Source organism: Pseudomonas sp. 9.3L (assembly GCF_058536285.1).
In genome coordinates this window covers 322,787-340,027 of sequence record NZ_JBZUBK010000001.1, presented here as the reverse complement: position 1 = coordinate 340,027, position 17,241 = coordinate 322,787, and the positions used below count along the sequence as shown (strand labels likewise).

At 57.5% G+C, this 17,241-nt stretch carries 17 protein-coding genes and 1 pseudogene; 15 read left to right on the top strand and 3 right to left on the bottom strand.

The window, feature by feature from the left end; all coding sequences use genetic code 11:
• The first annotated feature begins 259 nt into the window (after positions 1-259).
• Positions 260-1,507 (top strand): hypothetical protein, encoded by a 1,248-nt coding sequence (locus tag AC4LE2_RS01525; RefSeq protein WP_491823666.1) that lies wholly within the window; start codon positions 260-262, stop codon positions 1,505-1,507.
• Here the strand turns inward: AC4LE2_RS01525 and AC4LE2_RS01520 are convergent.
• Positions 1,473-2,489, bottom strand: a complete 1,017-nt coding sequence (locus AC4LE2_RS01520; RefSeq protein WP_491823487.1) for an IS30 family transposase — start codon at positions 2,487-2,489, stop codon at positions 1,473-1,475. The two genes, AC4LE2_RS01525 and AC4LE2_RS01520, sit on opposite strands and share 35 nt — an antisense overlap.
• Positions 2,490-3,072: 583 nt before the next feature.
• Between AC4LE2_RS01520 and AC4LE2_RS01515 the strand changes: the two are divergent.
• From AC4LE2_RS01515 to AC4LE2_RS01480, 8 genes and pseudogenes are all read left to right on the top strand, one after another.
• Positions 3,073-4,206: pseudogene (locus AC4LE2_RS01515) on the top strand (HAMP domain-containing protein); the annotation flags it as partial.
• Between the two features lie 153 nt (positions 4,207-4,359).
• Complete coding sequence (locus tag AC4LE2_RS01510; RefSeq protein ID WP_491828023.1) at positions 4,360-5,067, top strand: methyl-accepting chemotaxis protein; 708 nt, start codon at positions 4,360-4,362, stop codon at positions 5,065-5,067.
• 139 nt (positions 5,068-5,206) lie between these two features.
• The gene (locus AC4LE2_RS01505; protein ID WP_491823665.1) at positions 5,207-5,776 is read left to right on the top strand and encodes a YqgE/AlgH family protein; all 570 of its coding nucleotides are present in this window, start codon (positions 5,207-5,209) and stop codon (positions 5,774-5,776) included.
• The gene (gene ruvX, locus AC4LE2_RS01500; RefSeq protein WP_491823663.1) at positions 5,776-6,216 is read left to right on the top strand and encodes a Holliday junction resolvase RuvX; all 441 of its coding nucleotides are present in this window, start codon (positions 5,776-5,778) and stop codon (positions 6,214-6,216) included. Before AC4LE2_RS01505 ends, ruvX begins: the two co-directional genes overlap by 1 nt.
• A gap of 54 nt (positions 6,217-6,270) precedes the next feature.
• Positions 6,271-6,804, top strand: a complete 534-nt coding sequence (gene pyrR, locus AC4LE2_RS01495; protein WP_491828022.1) for a bifunctional pyr operon transcriptional regulator/uracil phosphoribosyltransferase PyrR — start codon at positions 6,271-6,273, stop codon at positions 6,802-6,804.
• Positions 6,804-7,805, top strand: coding sequence for an aspartate carbamoyltransferase catalytic subunit (locus AC4LE2_RS01490; RefSeq protein WP_491828021.1), 1,002 nt, complete (start codon positions 6,804-6,806; stop codon positions 7,803-7,805). The genes pyrR and AC4LE2_RS01490 overlap by 1 nt, the downstream gene beginning before the upstream one ends.
• The gene (locus AC4LE2_RS01485; protein ID WP_491823661.1) at positions 7,802-9,073 is read left to right on the top strand and encodes a dihydroorotase; all 1,272 of its coding nucleotides are present in this window, start codon (positions 7,802-7,804) and stop codon (positions 9,071-9,073) included. Before AC4LE2_RS01490 ends, AC4LE2_RS01485 begins: the two co-directional genes overlap by 4 nt.
• Before the next feature lie 125 nt (positions 9,074-9,198).
• The gene (locus tag AC4LE2_RS01480) at positions 9,199-10,563 is read left to right on the top strand and encodes a Fic family protein (protein WP_491823659.1); all 1,365 of its coding nucleotides are present in this window, start codon (positions 9,199-9,201) and stop codon (positions 10,561-10,563) included.
• Positions 10,564-10,652: 89 nt separating this feature from the next.
• Here the strand turns inward: AC4LE2_RS01480 and AC4LE2_RS01475 are convergent, their stop codons facing one another.
• On the bottom strand, positions 10,653-11,078 hold the full coding sequence (locus tag AC4LE2_RS01475; protein ID WP_491823657.1) for a TM2 domain-containing protein: 426 nt from the start codon (positions 11,076-11,078) through the stop codon (positions 10,653-10,655).
• A 246-nt stretch (positions 11,079-11,324) separates the two neighbouring features.
• Here AC4LE2_RS01475 and AC4LE2_RS01470 point away from each other — a divergent pair, with 246 nt between their 5' ends.
• Positions 11,325-11,954, top strand: a complete 630-nt coding sequence (locus AC4LE2_RS01470; RefSeq protein WP_491823656.1) for a C40 family peptidase — start codon at positions 11,325-11,327, stop codon at positions 11,952-11,954.
• Positions 11,955-11,973: 19 nt separating this feature from the next.
• Here the strand turns inward: AC4LE2_RS01470 and AC4LE2_RS01465 are convergent, their stop codons facing one another.
• Positions 11,974-13,008 (bottom strand): type IV pilus twitching motility protein PilT, encoded by a 1,035-nt coding sequence (locus AC4LE2_RS01465; protein WP_491823654.1) that lies wholly within the window; start codon positions 13,006-13,008, stop codon positions 11,974-11,976.
• A 66-nt stretch (positions 13,009-13,074) separates the two neighbouring features.
• On the opposite strand from AC4LE2_RS01465, the gene AC4LE2_RS01460 reads away from it, so the two are divergent.
• The 5 genes from AC4LE2_RS01460 (at position 13,075) to metW (ending at position 17,193) form a co-directional block, all read left to right on the top strand.
• Positions 13,075-13,773, top strand: a complete 699-nt coding sequence (locus tag AC4LE2_RS01460) for a YggS family pyridoxal phosphate-dependent enzyme (RefSeq protein WP_491823652.1) — start codon at positions 13,075-13,077, stop codon at positions 13,771-13,773.
• Between the two features lie 22 nt (positions 13,774-13,795).
• Positions 13,796-14,614 carry a pyrroline-5-carboxylate reductase gene (gene proC / locus AC4LE2_RS01455; protein ID WP_491823651.1) on the top strand — a complete coding sequence of 273 codons (819 nt, stop codon included), beginning with the start codon at positions 13,796-13,798 and terminating at the stop codon, positions 14,612-14,614.
• Between the two features lie 11 nt (positions 14,615-14,625).
• Complete coding sequence (locus tag AC4LE2_RS01450) at positions 14,626-15,216, top strand: YggT family protein (RefSeq protein ID WP_491823650.1); 591 nt, start codon at positions 14,626-14,628, stop codon at positions 15,214-15,216.
• A 209-nt stretch (positions 15,217-15,425) separates the two neighbouring features.
• Positions 15,426-16,565 carry a homoserine O-succinyltransferase MetX gene (gene metX, locus AC4LE2_RS01445; protein ID WP_491823648.1) on the top strand — a complete coding sequence of 380 codons (1,140 nt, stop codon included), beginning with the start codon at positions 15,426-15,428 and terminating at the stop codon, positions 16,563-16,565.
• Positions 16,566-16,572: 7 nt separating this feature from the next.
• Positions 16,573-17,193 carry a methionine biosynthesis protein MetW gene (gene metW / locus AC4LE2_RS01440; protein ID WP_491823646.1) on the top strand — a complete coding sequence of 207 codons (621 nt, stop codon included), beginning with the start codon at positions 16,573-16,575 and terminating at the stop codon, positions 17,191-17,193.
• Positions 17,194-17,241 lie beyond the last annotated feature (48 nt).

Genomic DNA, 17,241 nt, shown 5'->3' with positions numbered 1-17,241 from the left:
TAAAAAGAGCTGCCATAGTTATACAGAGACTCGACGGTGAATTTTTAACAGAGCTACTTTGTTACGAGGACTTCAGGAACGGATCAGGTGAATTTCGTTACTCATCTAATGCAACAGACTTCAATACACCGACCAAGATCCCCTACGACCTTAGCTCATTTTATCTTTCGCTGATGTTTTACGGCCGAGCGTCCGCGCCCTCTTTTTTCTATCAACAACTTGATATCGAGCCTGGCTGTACCTATAAGGTGCTTATCAGATGAACGCAGGCCATCGAGTGGCGCGTGCTGATGCTCTTTATTTCGCAATAGCCGTCACAGTTACTATTATCGAACTTGCAATAATTTCCACCACACCTAGCTTAGGTCAACTAGCGCTCGAATATGCACTTATTTCTCAGCTAGCCATATCTATTTTGATAGAGTTTGGAACAGCATACACTCTGGTCGCGAGGCTCGGCATTGTCCGCGCCACGCACGCTGGTTTCACCTTAAAAACAATAAGCTGCTGCCTGTTCTTCTCCGGAGTCGCTATCGCAGACCAGTCTTTCTTTTACGGCTGGTTACTCATTTTCGCCTCGTTTCTGCCCGACGCGATGGGGACTGGACTATTGAAATCCGCCTTTAGGCCCGCCTATAGCGCAATGCACTATTGCGCTGAGGGCAAGCCCGCTGACTTCATAAACAGCTTGAAAACGTCTAACACAATCCGATTAGGTCTTCCTTGCTTTTTGCTGTGCCTAGCCGGTACGGCCCATTTCTTCGCGGCCAATGTAGAGCCTCTTTGTTTTATGTTCTTGCTCGTATTCACCTGCCGGTGCGTTCAGGCCATGCTCGCTCGAAGCGATCTTCGCGAAGCAAGTTCAACCCTTCACAACCAAAAAAAATTGGTAGCACACCGCATCAAAGCTGTTTTCATTGCTGTTAAAATGGCTCCTAAATTATGGTTATGCTATATCCTAGGCACGATATTTGAATCAATTATATTAATGTATGGAATTGGCTTGATCTATAAGCACAAAGACGCCTCACTATTACCCGAGGCCGGCGCTTGGATAGGTGCGTCCGCAGTGTCCTTATGGATCTATCTATTTTCTTATGCAGGTACGGGTCCGATTATTCATCACTGGTCTGTCCTAAAGTCAAATAAATTATTTTTGTCGGCTTGCTTATGCTTAATGGGCGCCATAGCTTACTTGCTTTCGCTGAGCCCGGGCCAGGTAAGTTATCTCGTGGGCTTACTTAGCTTCTGCTTTTCCGCATCTATATCAGCAATACTTCTGGTCAGATACGCCTCCACCCAGTTATTGCACTTATTTACAGAACAGGAAAGTGCCGAAATTTTACTTTGGGCGGAGTTTAGTGCGAACGTAGCGCTAATCGCTATAGTAGGCGTGACTTCTATTCTGGCCGGCCCAGAAAGCATAGTGTTTATTTTTAGCATGGCGGTTGCCAAGGCTGAGTGCAACACAGCTATTGAGTTAAGGAGGGGGGCTGGTGATGCTTAGCCATCATAGCCGTCATCATTTCAATGGGGCATTTGTAATCAAATCGCTGACGCGGACGGATGTTCAACTGGTACGCAATGGCATCCAGTTGCTCCTGACTTACACCTGACAGATCGGCTCCCTTAGGCAAATACTGGCGGATCAATCCGTTAATGTTTTCGTTGCTGCCCCGCTGCCAAGGGCTGTGCGGGTCGCAGAAGTAGATCGCCACGCCAGTGCGCTGGGTGATTTCAGCGTGCCGCGCCATTTCACGACCCCTGTCATACGTCAGCGTTTTACGCGCCGCCAGTGGCATACGATTCAATGCCGCACTAAAGCCCTCAACAGCCGAGGTGGCCGTCGCATCGTTCATCCTGACCAGCATCAGATAGCCTGTACTTCGCTCCACCAGGGTCCCGACAGCCGATGCATTGGCCTTGCCCTTTATGAGATCGCCTTCCCAATGGCCCGGCATTTGCCGATCCTCTACCTCTGGCGGTCGTACGTGAATGCTGACCAGATCAGGGATTTGACCGCGCCGGTCAACACCGCCAGACCGTGGGCGCCTGGTGGTGTTGCCTTGGCGAAGGCAGATGATCAGTTCCTTGCGAAGCTCGCCCACTGGCAGCGCATAGATGGCGTTGTAGATGGTCTCGCGACAGACGAAGGTGTCTTCAAAGTTAGGAAATTCCATGGACCTGAGCTTGCCTGCAATTTGCTGTGGGGAAAAGCGTTGTCGCAACAGATAGACCACAAGATCGAACAGGTCGCTGCCTGGGACCAGCTTTAGCGCAGGGCGGCAGACCTGGCGGCGAGAGCGCATGTGTTGCTGGGCTTGGCTGGCTGAATAGCGATGAGCGGTCAGACTGTTGCGGCGCACTTCGCGGCTGATGGTCGAAGGGCTTCGGTCGAGCATCCTGGCAATGGCCCTCAGGCTCAGGCCCTGAAGAGTGCCTATTTGGATGGTCACGCGTTCTTCGATGTTGAGCTCTTGATAGGACATAGGCATACCGTACCGGAAAGGTCAGGTGTTGCACTCAGTTTTTGCCGCTATCCATTTTATTCTTGCTGTCTACTCTAGTAGCGATCATTTTTTGTATGAAAAACTCTTAGAGGCGTTCTGAAATAGCATCTTATTCAGGTGTTGATGAACAATCTTGTCGAATTTTCGATTAGATGGCCCAAAATGCCAAAACCGCACCAATTCTAGTGGGCTTGGCGGTTTCTAATTGGCTTAGCTAGGCACAACCTTCATCGCTACAGGCTCACAAGGCGCGCTTGCCAGTGCGCAGATCTACAGCCTGATCGAAGCGGTAAAGGCTAAGAGCAAGAACCCTATGGGTAGTGACGGTATGTGCTGAAGCGATTGATGCGTACGCAACCCTGGGGATTATGAGCAGGTTACTGTCTTGAAATTGCTCGGTCAGCAGCAAAAGTAATCACGCTGTAATTCGTTGGCAGGTGGAATTTACCGAACGCTTACGGCGCTACGGCTGTTCAGATATGGCGTGCCAAAAACAGGCTAAGGTTAATCCAGCCCCAGCCGATAGCAGCGTATTGGCAGTGCCCCTTCCCCGGATAGCCCCATGATAAAAACAATACAAGCCCGCTATACCGCTACGTTCGTTGGCTTCATCCTGGTAATCGCACTGCTCACCATCGTCGGGATCGAGTTATTCGTTACTCCTGCTCTTACGGCCACCGACGAGCGACGCTTGATAAACGAAGGCGCCGAGATCGGCAGCGTGATCAAGAACGAACTGGCCCGTGTACAAGCCCAGCAGCGCGTCATTACCGAAACCGTACCGCAACTGAGCAGCGAGGACATCGACCGCTTATTGCCGGCCATGGTCAACCAGTACGGCGAGCTGAAGGTATTTGGCGGCGGCGTATGGCCCCTGCCGGATAAACGCACCCCAGGGCAGGCCAAGCACAGCACCTTCTATCACCGGGACAGTAGCGGCAAGTTGATCGTCAACACCCACTGGAACTCCCCGGAATCTCAGAATTACTTCGAGCAGTCGTGGTACCTGGGCGGGCTCAAGGCACCTGCTGGCCAGTGCAACTGGGCTAACGCCTATCAGGATGACGCCAGCCCCGAACCCCGTACCAACTGTGCCATGGCGATCACTAAGAATGGCGCGGCCTATGGTGTCTCTACCATCGACGTGACCCTGGGCTTTTTCAACGAGTTGGTGGCCCGAAAAGAAGCCGACCTGCATGCTCTGCTGATGATCGTGGAGAAAGACGGCAAGATTCTCAGCAACCAGCCTGAGATCCCTGGTAATAACGTCCTGAAAAACCTCTCGGACCTCGCCGGTCAGTACCCCTTCGCCAAGGCACTGCAGCAGGGCTTGCAAGCGCCTGCCACCACCGGCGTGACCCAGCAGACCTACACCGGCGCCGATGGCCAGGCCTACAGCTTGTTCATTCAACCCATCGCCGGTACGCCCTGGTCAATGGCCGTGGCTCAGCAAACCCGAGAGTTGACGGCCCAAAGCAGCAAAGTGCTAACCACCCTGGCTGCCTTGCAGGTGCCCATGGTGATCGTGCTGTCGCTGATCATGGTGTTCGCGTTGCGCCAACTGATGAAACGCTTGGCCGTGCTTCGGGCCAATATCGATACGCTGTCGGCCGGTGACGCTGACCTTACCAAGCGCATCATCATCCGCGCCGAAGATGAAGTCGGCGCGGTAGGCCACTCCGTCAACCGCTTCATTATCTACCTGCAGACGCTGCTCACCGAAGTGTCGGACTCGTCTGTCGTCATTGCACAGGGCGTGGACCAGTTGCGTGGCCAGTCTCAGGGGACTAATCAGATCCTTACCCGCCACGCCAGCGAGACCGATCAAGCCGCTACCGCCATCACTGAAATGAGCTCCACCGCCGACGAGGTAGCGCGCAATGCTGCGCAGACCGCCAGCATGACCCAGACGGCCAATGAAAACGCCCGTCTTTCTAAAGTCGTGGTCGACGACGCCTCCAACAGCGTGCGCGAACTGATCGGTGAGGTAGAGCTGGCCACCGCCAAGGTACGGACCATGGAGCAGGATGCGGAGCGCATCAACGCGGTGCTGGCAGTGATCGGAGAAATTGCCGGGCAAACCAACCTGCTGGCGCTCAATGCCGCCATCGAAGCAGCGCGTGCGGGTGAGCAGGGCCGGGGCTTTGCCGTGGTAGCTGATGAGGTACGCGCCTTGGCAGGGCGTACCCAGGCCAGTACCTCAGAGATCAATGAAATGCTTGCCCGTTTGCAGCAAGGGGTAGGCGCCGCCGTGGTGGCCATGGAAAAAACCAAGCAAAGCTGCCAGGCCACGGCAGAGAAAACCGCCAAGGTCAATGAGGGCCTGGACGGCATGGCCGACTCAGTAGTGCGCATCAACGACCTCAGTACACAAATCGCCACGGCGGCGGAAGAGCAAAGCGCAGTGAGCGAGGAGGTGAATCGCAACATGGTGGCGGTGCAGCAGATCGTTGAGGAACTGGTGGCAGGCGGCACCCAGAGCGAACAGAGCACTGCGGCCTTGGCCGCCTCGAATGAAAAGCTGATCGCGGTGGTGCGCCGGTTCAAACTCAAATAAACCCAGGCCTGCCCAGCCATTGGCTGGGCTTCTGCCAACGTTTGCGGCCCAGGACGGCCACACCTCGATTTTTGTGACATTGAGTTCCAATCGGCGCTGACCGCTTGTAAGCCCCTTGCGGCAGCGCCAAACTACGCGCATGAAGACCCTCGAAACGAGTTACCTCAAGCACCAGTTCCTGATCGCCATGCCGCACATGGCTGATCCGAACTTTGCTCACACCTTGACCTATATCGTCGAACACACCGAACGTGGTGCCATGGGCCTTGTGGTCAACCGTCCGCAGTCTCTTAATCTGGCCGATATCCTTGAGCAGTTGCGGCCAGACAGCCCGCCACCGCTGACGTCACAACTGGTGCCGGTGTATGCCGGCGGCCCCGTGCAAATGGACCGTGGCTTCGTGCTTCACACCAGCGGCCCTACGTACGACGCCACGGTCGAGCTAGGCGGGATCGCGTTGTCCACCTCCCAGGATGTGCTATTCGCCATTGCTGACGGCCTGGGCCCAGTGAACAGCCTCATTACCCTGGGTTATGCAGGTTGGGAAGCGGGGCAGCTGGAAAGCGAAATGGCAGAAAATGCCTGGCTTACCTGCCCGTTCGAGGCAGACATCCTGTTCGCCGTGCCCAGCGAACAGCGCCTTGAAGCGGCCGCGGCGCGCCTGGGCGTTAATCTGAGCCTGCTGACCAGCCAGGCAGGGCACGCCTGATGACCATTCGCATGTTGATGGGGTTCGATTACGGCAGCAAACAGATAGGCGTTGCCGTCGGCCAGGTGATCACCGGTCAGGCGCGCGAGCTGTGCGTACTCAAGGCTCAGAATGGCGTGCCGGACTGGCTGCGCGTAGAGGCACTGATCAAGGAGTGGAAGCCTGATGCACTGGTGGTAGGCCTGCCCTTGAACATGGACGGCACGCCCAGTGACATGAGTGCCCGCGCCGAGCGCTTTGCCCGGCAACTCAATGGCCGCTTCAACCTGCCAGCCCATACCCACGACGAACGCCTTACCACCTTCGAAGCCAAGGGCGAGCAAATGGCCCGTGGCCAGCGTGGCGGCAGCTACCGGGACAACCCTGTAGACGCCATTGCTGCCCGTCTGTTGCTGGAGGGCTGGCTGGAGGCCAACGCCGCGCTTCTTTCCAATTCCTGACCCCCGCCGGGCCGCGCTGGCGGTGCCGGGCTCTTTACTGGAGCTTGCATGACCTTGAATCTACCCAACCCCGACGCGCTGATCAGTCAAATGGCCGCTAACCTTGCGGCTCGGCTACAAAGCCGTGGCATTGAGGCGCCCCGTTTCATCGGCATCCGGACCGGCGGCGTGTGGGTCGCCAAGGCGTTGCTCGAACACCTGGGTAGCGACGCCACGCTAGGCACCCTGGATGTCTCCTTCTACCGGGACGACTTCAGCCAGAATGGCCTTCATCCGCAGGTTCGCCCTTCCGAGCTGCCTTTCGAGATCGAAGGGCAGCACTTGGTATTGATCGACGATGTGCTCATGAGCGGCCGCACCATTCGCGCCGCGCTCAATGAGCTGTTCGACTACGGCCGACCGGCCAGCGTGACCCTCGTCAGCCTGCTGGACCTTGATGCCGCCGAGCTGCCGATCCGGCCAGACATAGTAGGCGCCACCTTGGCCCTGGCCCCGGATGAGCGGGTAAAATTGACCGGCCCGTCTCCACTTGCTCTGGAGCGCCAGGCCATCAACTCCGCCCTCAGTTCTCAAGAGTCCCTTCGATGATGCCGACTAACGCCAAGCGCCCGTTGCAGCTAAATGACCAAGGCCAGCTGCGGCATTTTCTTTCCCTCGACGGGTTACCCCGCGAGCTGCTGACCGAAATCCTCGACACCGCCGACTCTTTTCTCGAAGTAGGTGCCAGGGCCGTCAAAAAGGTACCGCTGCTTCGTGGCAAAACGGTGTGCAACGTGTTCTTCGAGAACTCTACCCGCACTCGTACCACCTTCGAACTGGCGGCACAGCGGCTGTCAGCGGACGTGATCACCTTGAACGTGTCTACGTCTTCCACCAGCAAAGGGGAGACACTGTTCGATACGTTGCGCAACCTGGAAGCCATGGCCGCCGACATGTTCGTAGTGCGCCATGCCGATTCTGGCGCTGCCCACTACATCGCAGAACATGTAAGCCCGCAGGTTGCCGTCATCAACGGGGGCGACGGCCGCCACGCGCACCCTACCCAGGGCATGTTGGACATGCTCACCATTCGCCGGCACAAGGGCGGTTTTGAAGACCTCTCCGTGGCCATTGTGGGCGACATCCTGCACTCGCGCGTTGCGCGCTCCAACATGATCGCCCTCAAGGCCCTGGGTTGCCCGGACATCCGCGTGATAGCGCCCAAGACGCTGCTGCCGGTCGGCGTGGAACAGTACGGCGTCAAGGTATACACCGATCTGGCGCAAGGCCTTAAAGGCGTGGACGTGGTGATCATGCTGCGCCTGCAACGTGAGCGCATGCAGGGCGGGCTGTTACCCAGCGAGGGGGAGTTCTACCGGCTGTTCGGCTTGACGACCCAGCGGCTGGCGCTGGCCAAACCCGACGCGATCGTCATGCACCCCGGGCCCATCAACCGAGGCGTGGAGATTGAATCCGCCGTGGCCGATGGCCCTCAGTCAGTCATTCTCAACCAAGTGACCTACGGCATCGCCGTACGGATGGCCGTGCTGTCCATGGCCATGAGCGGCCAGGCGACACAGCGGCAGATCGAGCAGGAGATCACCCAGTGAGTGTGAGCATTATTGGCGCCCGGCTTCTCGACCCTGCTTCAGGCCTGGATCGACACGCCGACCTTCATCTGGCCGACGGCAGGGTGCTTGCCATCGGCGCTGCACCGGCAGGGTTCGTGGCCACAACGCAATTACAGGCCAAAGGGCTGATTGCTGCACCAGGGTTGGTAGACCTCAACGTTTCGCTACGTGAGCCGGGTTACAGCCGTAAAGGCACGATCGCCAGCGAAACCCGTGCTGCGGCTGCTGGCGGAGTAACGGCACTGTGCTGTCCACCGCTTACCCGCCCGGTATTGGACACCTCTGCGGTGGCCGAGCTGGTACTGGACCGCGCCCGCGAGGCTGCCCACTGCAAGGTGTTCCCGGTAGGCGCGCTTAGCAAGGGCCTTGAGGGTGAGCAACTGGCCGAGTTGATCGCGCTGCGCGACGCAGGTTGCGTAGCCTTCGGCAACGGCCTGAATGGATTTCCCAATACCCGTACGCTCTGCCGCGCCCTGGAATACGCCGCCACGTTTGACCTGACGGTGGTGTTCAATTCCCAAGACCGGGACCTGGCGGCCGGTGGCTTGGCGCATGAAGGCCCGACTGCTAGCTTCCTGGGCTTGTCGGGGGTGCCGGAGACGGCAGAAACCGTGGCCCTTGCAAGGGACTTGCTACTGGTGGAACAAAGCGGCGTGCGTGCGCATTTCAGCCAGCTCACCACAGCCCGTGGCGCCGAAATGATCGCCCAGGCCCAGGCTCGGGGCTTACCGGTCACCGCAGACGTAGCGCTCTACCAGCTAATCCTCACGGACGAAGCGCTTACCGGTTTCTCCAGCCTGTACCACGTACAGCCCCCTCTGCGTACGCGCAAGGACCGTGATGGCTTGCGTGAAGCAGTCCGTACAGGCGTGATACAAGCGATTTCAAGCCATCACCAGCCACATGAACGAGATGCCAAGCAGGCACCGTTCGGCGCGACGGAGCCCGGCATCAGCAGTGTGGAATTGCTGCTGCCGCTGGCTTTGACCCTGGTAGAAGAAGGGTTGCTGGACGTCCCTACCCTACTGGCGCGCCTGACATCGGGGCCTGCTCAGGCCTTGCGCTTGCCAGCGGGCAGCCTGGCCGAAGGCGGCCCGGCCGACATCGTGGTCTTCGACCCGTCGGCAACCACAGTCGCCGGCGAGCGCTGGTTCTCACGAGGCGAAAACAGCCCCTTCATGGGCCACTGCCTGCCGGGCGCAGTGCGTTATACGTTGCTGAATGGAAACATCAGCCACGAAGCGTAAGTCACTATTAACGTGTTCGGGGCTGTGGTGGGGGGAAATCTAGACTAGGCCCCCACTATAGCCCGCCTTGGAACTGATACATTTCAGCAGCCACCTATAGCAATCATTCGAATGAGAGCTTCGTTATGCTTGCGCCATTAGGCACATCCCAACACGTTTCCGGCGCCGCGCTCGTACCAGAAGGCGTTTTTATTGGTAACCATAGTCTTGAGACATTGCTTCAAAAAGTGCGCAGCGATATAAATCCGCAGATTGAGAAAACATTCGCTGCCTGGCTCGATGGGCGTAAGGACCCCACTTCAGGCATGTTTACCCCATCCAATGCATTGATGCTCGCTGCACTTGAAACTGCTTCGAAGGCTTTACGTGAATGTGGGCTCAGCCTGCATTCACTAAATGATTTACCTGAAAATGCCCACTTGTTGGTAAGAGAAGCATTAGCATCAGCTAAAAAAAGTCCGGCGTTATTATCCATCCTTCCAGCTGAATCAAGGGGCGGCCATTTGATTCTTAACATGGATACTAATCAAGTAGACTTCCGGCTGGCCGATATCCATCGTATTCAACAACAAGGCTTCGCTGGTAAAGCTGCGTTTTTACAGATAGCGCCTGAGCACCAGTGGCGTATGTGTGTCGACCCACAACGTGTGCTATTCATAGAGCGGTATTTCAATCATGCAAGCACAAATCCAATGCTACCCTTTATCTTTGACTCTGAACACGCTTACTTGCATAACATGTTTAAGGCATGGTCAGTCTCGATGAAACATCTGGATCATCCTTTAGATAGTAGACTGTTAGTTATTCTTCATGGAGCTTGCGAGCCCCTATCTTTGACCAATGATGACGGCTTCAACGAGTGGGGCGGTGGGTTCACGGTAACAATGGGCAGCAACATGTCACCTGCCGGCAAGGAAGAACTGTTGGCATTTTCTCGTGAGCTCCGTCAGGAAATACCAGATTATGGGGTTGTAATAAACCCATCAGCCCACATGCATTTCATTCAGCATCTAGAAAAAGTTCAGCCAGGCGACCGTGAAGCCTTGTGGAGGGCTGTTGAGCCTGACAGGTTTGGCATGGTAATGCGCCCGTCGATCTCAAGCCCAGCGCTGAAAACTATCATTGCGCGCTGGATACAGCACTATGAAAAATGCATGCATGACAGGCCCGACGATAAGCTCACTCACATCGTGCATCTTTGCCAAAAACTCGAACGGCTTCATCCTTTCGGTGATGGAAACTGCAGGACCTTTGGAGTTTTGCTGATGAACAACCTACTCGCCCGCAACAACCTGCCGTTATCAATGTTGGAAGACCCAAACCTCCTGGATGCTCATTCACTGGCCGAATGCGTGGTAAAAGTCCAAGAAGGTCAGGCGCAGGTTCAGCAGTGGGTTCAGAGCAAGCGAGTGGATGTGCGCCCCATAGGTGGCCAAACTCGCTTGCAGGCGCGATTGGAATCTCAGGCCCAGCATCAGGCATCACCGTGATTGCAGTTAGCCTCGCTTAAAGGTGCTGCGGTACACGCCTATGCTGCGCACGTAAACCCTCTGCAACGGGATTGAGGGCACCTGCGTCTTCACTCCCGATACGCCTCGCGATTCTTCAACGACACCTGGTCATTGAGTGTCCAGAAGTCGTACAGCACCCCTACCAGGAATAGCCCGCCGGTGAAGAAGTACAGCACTGCGGTGATCCACTTGCGCTGGTACAGGCGGTGTATGCCAAACAGGCCCAGGAAGGTCAGCAATAGCCACGCGATGTTGTAATCCAGAGGGCCGCTGTGGAAGCGTAGGTCCGCATGGCGGTCCATGGCGGGGATGAGAAACAGGTCGATCAGCCAGCCAATGCCAAATAGCCCGAAGGTCAGGAACCACAAGGTCCCGGTCACAGGCTTGCCGTAATAGAAGCGATGGGCACCGGTAAATCCAAGGATCCACAGTGCGTAGCCAAATACGATGCTGTGCGTATCGTGCAGCCTGGGCTCGGGTTGATAGGTATTCATAAGGGTTCACTAACCTCCTGATTATTAAATTTTCTTGGAAGTAGTGTGACTTTTGTGCCGCTGTCCGACAAGCGGTCAGGAGCACAATGATCTGGGCAAAGCCTGCTAGAACGGGGCTTGGCTGGGATACATAGACCCAAAATCGAGATTTTGGTTCGCTACCCCCCTGCCTGCCTCGACCAATGGCCAAGAAACTGGAGAAAAAGCTGTTATAAAGTTTCGCGCCACACTACTGAGCCCTGCCTAATGCACCTAATGATCAAGACATGGCTAACCATTTGCCTACTATGTCCACTGGCCGCTTACGCCTCCAACCGTGAGCAATCTCTTCCTCCCAGTTTTTCCGGTTACGCTGCCCAAGCGGGCAAACAACACGCTGCACCCCGTACCCCTGCGCACATCGCGCGCCGAACCGCGCCTCACTCTGCGCAGGTCGCCGCTGCTCAAATGGCAGCACGCCAGAGCAACAGCGTACTGAGCCGCGCCGTGAATGTACTGGGCACCCCTTACAAGTGGGGTGGCAGCAGCCCCAGCAAAGGTTTTGATTGCAGCGGCCTTGTCAAATACGCCTTTAACGACGTAAAAGCCGTCAACCTGCCCCGTACTTCGAATGCCATGGCCGATGGTCACGGTATCAAAGTGGCCCGTAATGACCTCAAGCCCGGCGACTTGATTTTCTTCAAAATCAAAGGGCGCCAGGTCAATCATGTGGCTATCTACTTGGGCGATGACAAATTCATTCATGCGCCTCGGCGGGGCAAGTCAGTCTCCATCGACACCCTCAACAAGCCTTATTGGAACAGCCATTACGTGGTTGCCAAGCGGGTACTGCCCAAGCAGCCCGCCGCTGCCACCTTGCGGGTCAGCCAGCGCTGACCCTAGCCCTGAGGGCGGGTCAAAGTGCGTCAGGGCTCTTGGCCTTCTCCCTCGCGGCTTCCTTGCTGATCAAGCCCTTCCTCAGCAACTCTTTGAGACAGGCATCAAGGGTTTGCATACCCAGATTGCCCCCGGTCTGAATGGCTGAATACATTTGCGCGACCTTGTCCTCCCGGATGAGGTTACGAATGGCCGGGGTGCCGATCATGATCTCGTGCGCGGCCACGCGGCCGCCTCCGATCTTGCGCAACAGGGTTTGTGACACCACTGCCTGCAACGATTCCGACAGCATTGAGCGCACCATGGATTTCTCCTCGGCGGGGAACACGTCCACCACTCGGTCGATGGTCTTGGCGGCCGAGGTGGTATGGAGGGTGCCGAACACCAGGTGACCCGTCTCTGCCGCCGTTAGCGCCAGGCGAATGGTTTCCAGGTCTCGCATCTCCCCTACCAGGATGACGTCTGGGTCTTCACGCAACGCTGAGCGCAGTGCATTAGAGAAGCCCAAGGTGTCTCGGTGCACCTCACGCTGGTTGACCAGGCACTTCTTGGATTCGTGCACGAATTCGATCGGGTCTTCGATAGTCAGGATGTGGTGATGCTTGTGGTTATTCAGGTAATCGATCATTGCCGCCAGCGTGGTGGATTTACCTGACCCGGTAGGGCCGGTGACCAATACGAGGCCGCGGGGCACGTCGGTAATACGGCGAAACACATCCCCCATGCCCAAGTCTTCCATGCTCAACACCTTTGAGGGGATGGTCCGGAAGACTGCACCGGCGCCCCGGTTCTGGTTAAACGCGTTGACCCGGAAGCGCGCCACGCCAGGCACCTCGAAGGAGAAGTCAGTCTCCATGAACTCTTCGAAGTCCTGGCGCTGCTTGTCATTCATGATGTCGTAGATCAACCCTTGTACCGTTTTCTGGTCCAAGGGGGGCAGGTTGATCCGGCGCACGTCGCCGTCCACCCTGATCATCGGTGGCAGGCCGGCCGACAGGTGAAGGTCGGAAGCGCCTTGCTTCGCGCTAAAAGCCAACAACTCGGTAATGTCCATGAGGCTCCCCAAAAACAGACAAGCAGGTAGAATGCCGCAGACCCCTAAAGCCGCTGGCGCCAAGTGATGTCCACCATAGCAGACAACCTTTCCTCGGTGAGCGCCCGAATCGGCGCCGCCGCTCGCGCCGCTCAGCGAAGCGAAGCCAGCGTCCACCTACTGGCCGTAAGCAAGACCAAGCCGGCGCAGTTGCTGCGTGACGCGCATGCTGCCGGCCTTCGTGATTTCGGTGAAAACTACCTACAAGAAGCCTTGGCCAAACAAATCGAACTGGCAGACCTGGCCCTCACCTGGCACTTCATTGGGCCTATTCAATCCAATAAAACCCGTGCCATTGCCGAACACTTCGATTGGGTGCATTCGGTGGATCGTTTAAAAATCGCCGAGCGCTTGGCCGAACAGCGGCCTGAACACCTGCCGCCGCTCAATATCTGCCTGCAGGTCAATATCAGCGGCGAAGCCAGCAAGGCGGGTTGCTCACCTGATGAGTTACCCGCCTTTGCTCAGGCGGTGGCAAAGTTGCCGAGGCTGCGGCTGCGTGGCCTGATGGCGATTCCCGAACCCAGTGCCCGCGCGCAGGAACAAAACGCGGTGTTCGCCCGGGTCAGGGTATTGAGCGAGGCCTTAAACCTAGGCCTGGATACCTTGTCCATGGGCATGAGTGACGACCTCGAAGCCGCTATCGCACAGGGTGCGACCTGGGTGCGTATCGGTACTGCACTGTTCGGCGCGCGCGATTACGGCACGCCTGCCTCCCCTGCTTGACTACCTAATGACAGGATTTCACATGCACTCACCCCGTATTGCCTTTATTGGCGCTGGCAACATGGCTGCCAGCCTGATCGGTGGCCTGCGCGCTCAAGGCATTGAGGCAGATCGGCTAACGGCCAGCGACCCTGGTGCCGACACCCGTCAACGCATCGCCGAGGCCCATGGTATCGCTACGTTCGGCGATAACGCTCAGGCCGTGGCGGGCGCCGACGTCGTTGTGCTTGCCGTAAAACCTCAAGCCATGAAGGCCGTTTGCGAAGCCTTGCGCCCTGCCCTGCAACCTGGCCAACTCGTTGTTTCCATCGCGGCGGGTATCAACTGCGCCAGCCTGGCCAACTGGCTGGGCGACCCCCCGCTAGTGCGGTGCATGCCCAATACACCGTCACTGGTAGGCCAAGGGGCCAGCGGCCTCTATGCCAATGAGCAGGTCTCACGCGCACAGAAAGCCGCTGCCGAGCAATTGCTCGCGGCAGTGGGTGTGGCAGTGTGGCTGGACACCGAAGCGCAGCTCGATGCGGTGACGGCGGTATCAGGCAGCGGCCCTGCTTACTTCTTTCTTTTGATCGAGGCTATGACCCAAGCTGGCGAAGCACTGGGCCTGCCTCGGGAAATAGCCGCCCGGCTGACCCTGCAAACTGCATTGGGTGCTGCACACATGGCCACGGCAAGCGACGTGGACGCCGGCGAGTTGCGCCGCCGGGTAACGTCCCCGGCAGGTACCACCGAGGCTGCAATCAAAACGTTTCAGGCCGGCGGCTTCGAAACACTGGTAAACAAGGCCCTGGGTGCGGCAGCGCACCGCTCGGCGGAACTGGCCGAACAACTCGGCCGCTAAAGGAGCCTTAGATGATTGGATTGAACACAGCGTTGATTTATGTGCTGCAAACCCTCGGCAGCCTTTACCTGCTGATTGTGCTGCTGCGCTTCGTACTGCAGCTGGTGCGCGCGGATTTTTATAATCCCTTGAGCCAGTTCGCGGTGCGGGCCACTCAACCGCTGCTTCGCCCGCTGCGCAGAATCGTGCCCAGCCTGTTTGGCCTGGACATGTCTTCGCTGCTATTGGCCATCGTGATTCAGATGATCATCATGGCGCTTACGCTGCTGCTGGCCTACGGCACCACGGGTAATCCGTTGCAGCTGCTAGTGTGGTCGATCATCGGGGTCACTGCGCTGTTCCTGAACATCTTCTTCTTCGCCATGATCATCAGTGTGATCCTGTCCTGGGTAGCACCGGCGAGCCATAACCCTGGCGCGGCGCTGGTGAACCAGATTTGCGAACCGGTGTTGGCACCCTTCCGGCGGATACTGCCCAACCTTGGCGGGCTGGATATTTCCCCGATTTTGGCATTCATGGCGCTCAAGTTGTTAGACATGCTGGTCATCAACAACCTGGCGGCCACTACCGGCATGCCGCAGATCTTACGCACGCTGATCTGAATAACAGGCGCACAAGCGGCATCGGACTCAACGCCAGTGTGCGGCCGGTCGCGAGCAAGCTCGGCTGCTACAAGCGGTACCGGGTTCAACGCCAACAGGAAGCTTAGCGGCCAATACCACGCGTGCGTGATGGGGGTTGCGTAGCAACCGCTTGCTCCCTCTGCCCCCCCTCCTTATCCTTACGCCTCATTTAAGTGAGGGCAGGGTCGATGTCCGAAGTCTTCCCGGAACAGTCTGTCGGTTTAGTCACACCACAACTCGCGTACTTCAGCGACCCATTGCCCTTGGCCTGTGGTCGGGCCTTGGGCAGCTATGAGCTTGTCTATGAAACCTATGGCCAGCTCAACAGCAACGCCAGTAATGCCGTTCTGATCTGCCATGCGCTGTCAGGCCATCATCATGCTGCGGGGTACCATCACGAAGAGGATCGCAAGCCCGGTTGGTGGGACAGTGCCATTGGGCCCGGCAAACCCATCGATACCGACCGATTCTTCGTGGTCTCCCTTAACAACCTCGGCGGATGCAATGGCTCCACCGGCCCCAGCAGCCTGGACCCAGAGACCGGAAAGCCGTTTGGGGCCAATTTCCCCGTGCTTACCGTAGAGGACTGGGTCAATAGCCAGGCGCGCTTGGCGGACCGCCTGGGCATTACCCAGTGGGCAGCCGTAGTGGGCGGTAGCCTGGGCGGGATGCAAGCGCTGCAATGGTCCATCAGCTACCCTGATCGCCTGCGCCACTGTGTAGCCATTGCCTCGGCGCCCAAACTGTCTGCGCAGAACATCGCCTTCAATGAAGTTGCCCGGCAGGCGATCCTCTCTGACCCCGAGTTCCACGGTGGCGACTTCCAGGCCCAAGGGGTGATTCCCAAGCGCGGCTTGATTCTGGCGCGCATGGTGGGCCACATCACTTACCTGTCCGATGACGCCATGGGTGAAAAATTCGGCCGGGAGCTTAAACACGACCAGCTGGCCTACGACTTCCATAGCGTTGCGTTCCAGGTAGAAAGCTACCTGCGTTACCAAGGTGAAGAGTTTTCGGGGCGATTCGACGCCAATACCTACCTGCTGATGACCAAGGCGCTGGATTACTTTGACCCTGCTGCCGCCCACGGCGATGACTTGGCCAAAACGCTCGCGGGCGTGACGGCAAACTTTTGCATCATGTCATTCACAACCGACTGGCGCTTCTCGCCCGCGCGTTCGCGAGAAATTGTCGATGCCCTGATGGCAGCCCGCAAAAACGTGTCCTACCTGGAAATCGACGCCCCCCAGGGCCACGATGCCTTTTTGATGCCGATTCCCCGGTACCTGCAGGCGTTTGCCCGCTATATGAACCACATTGCGCTTTGAGGTGCCCATGAGAGCCGACTTGGAAATCATCCAGGACTGGATACCGGCCGGTAGCCGGGTACTCGACCTGGGCTGCGGTAACGGCGAATTGCTAGCTTGGCTGCACGATCGCAAGAACGTCACCGGCTATGGCCTGGAGATCGATCCTGACAACATCAACGAGTGCGTGCGCAAAGGTATTAACGTGGTGGAGCAGAACGTCGACAAGGGGCTAGGCAACTTTGCCAGCGACAGCTTCGACGTGGTTGTGATGACGCAAGCGTTGCAGGCCATGGAATACCCGGATCGTATTCTTGAAGAGATGCTGCGGGTGGGCCGTCAGTGCATCATTACGTTCCCGAACTTCGGCCACTGGCGCTGTCGCTGGCACTTGGCTACGAAGGGCCGCATGCCCGTGTCGGAATTCCTGCCTTATACCTGGTACAACACGCCCAACATTCACTTCTGCACCTTCGAGGACTTCGAAACCCTGTGCCGGGAGCGCAATGCCCAGGTACTGGACCGCTTGGCGGTAGACCATCAACACCGTCATGGCTGGGCAAGCAAAGCGTGGCCCAATTTGCTGGGGGAGATTGGCATCTACCGGCTGAGCAGCCCTCAATTCAAGCCCGAACACCTTGCCACGTGACCACCGGGCTGCAGCGCTTGCCGTGACTGCCGCCTAGGGGCATTCTCC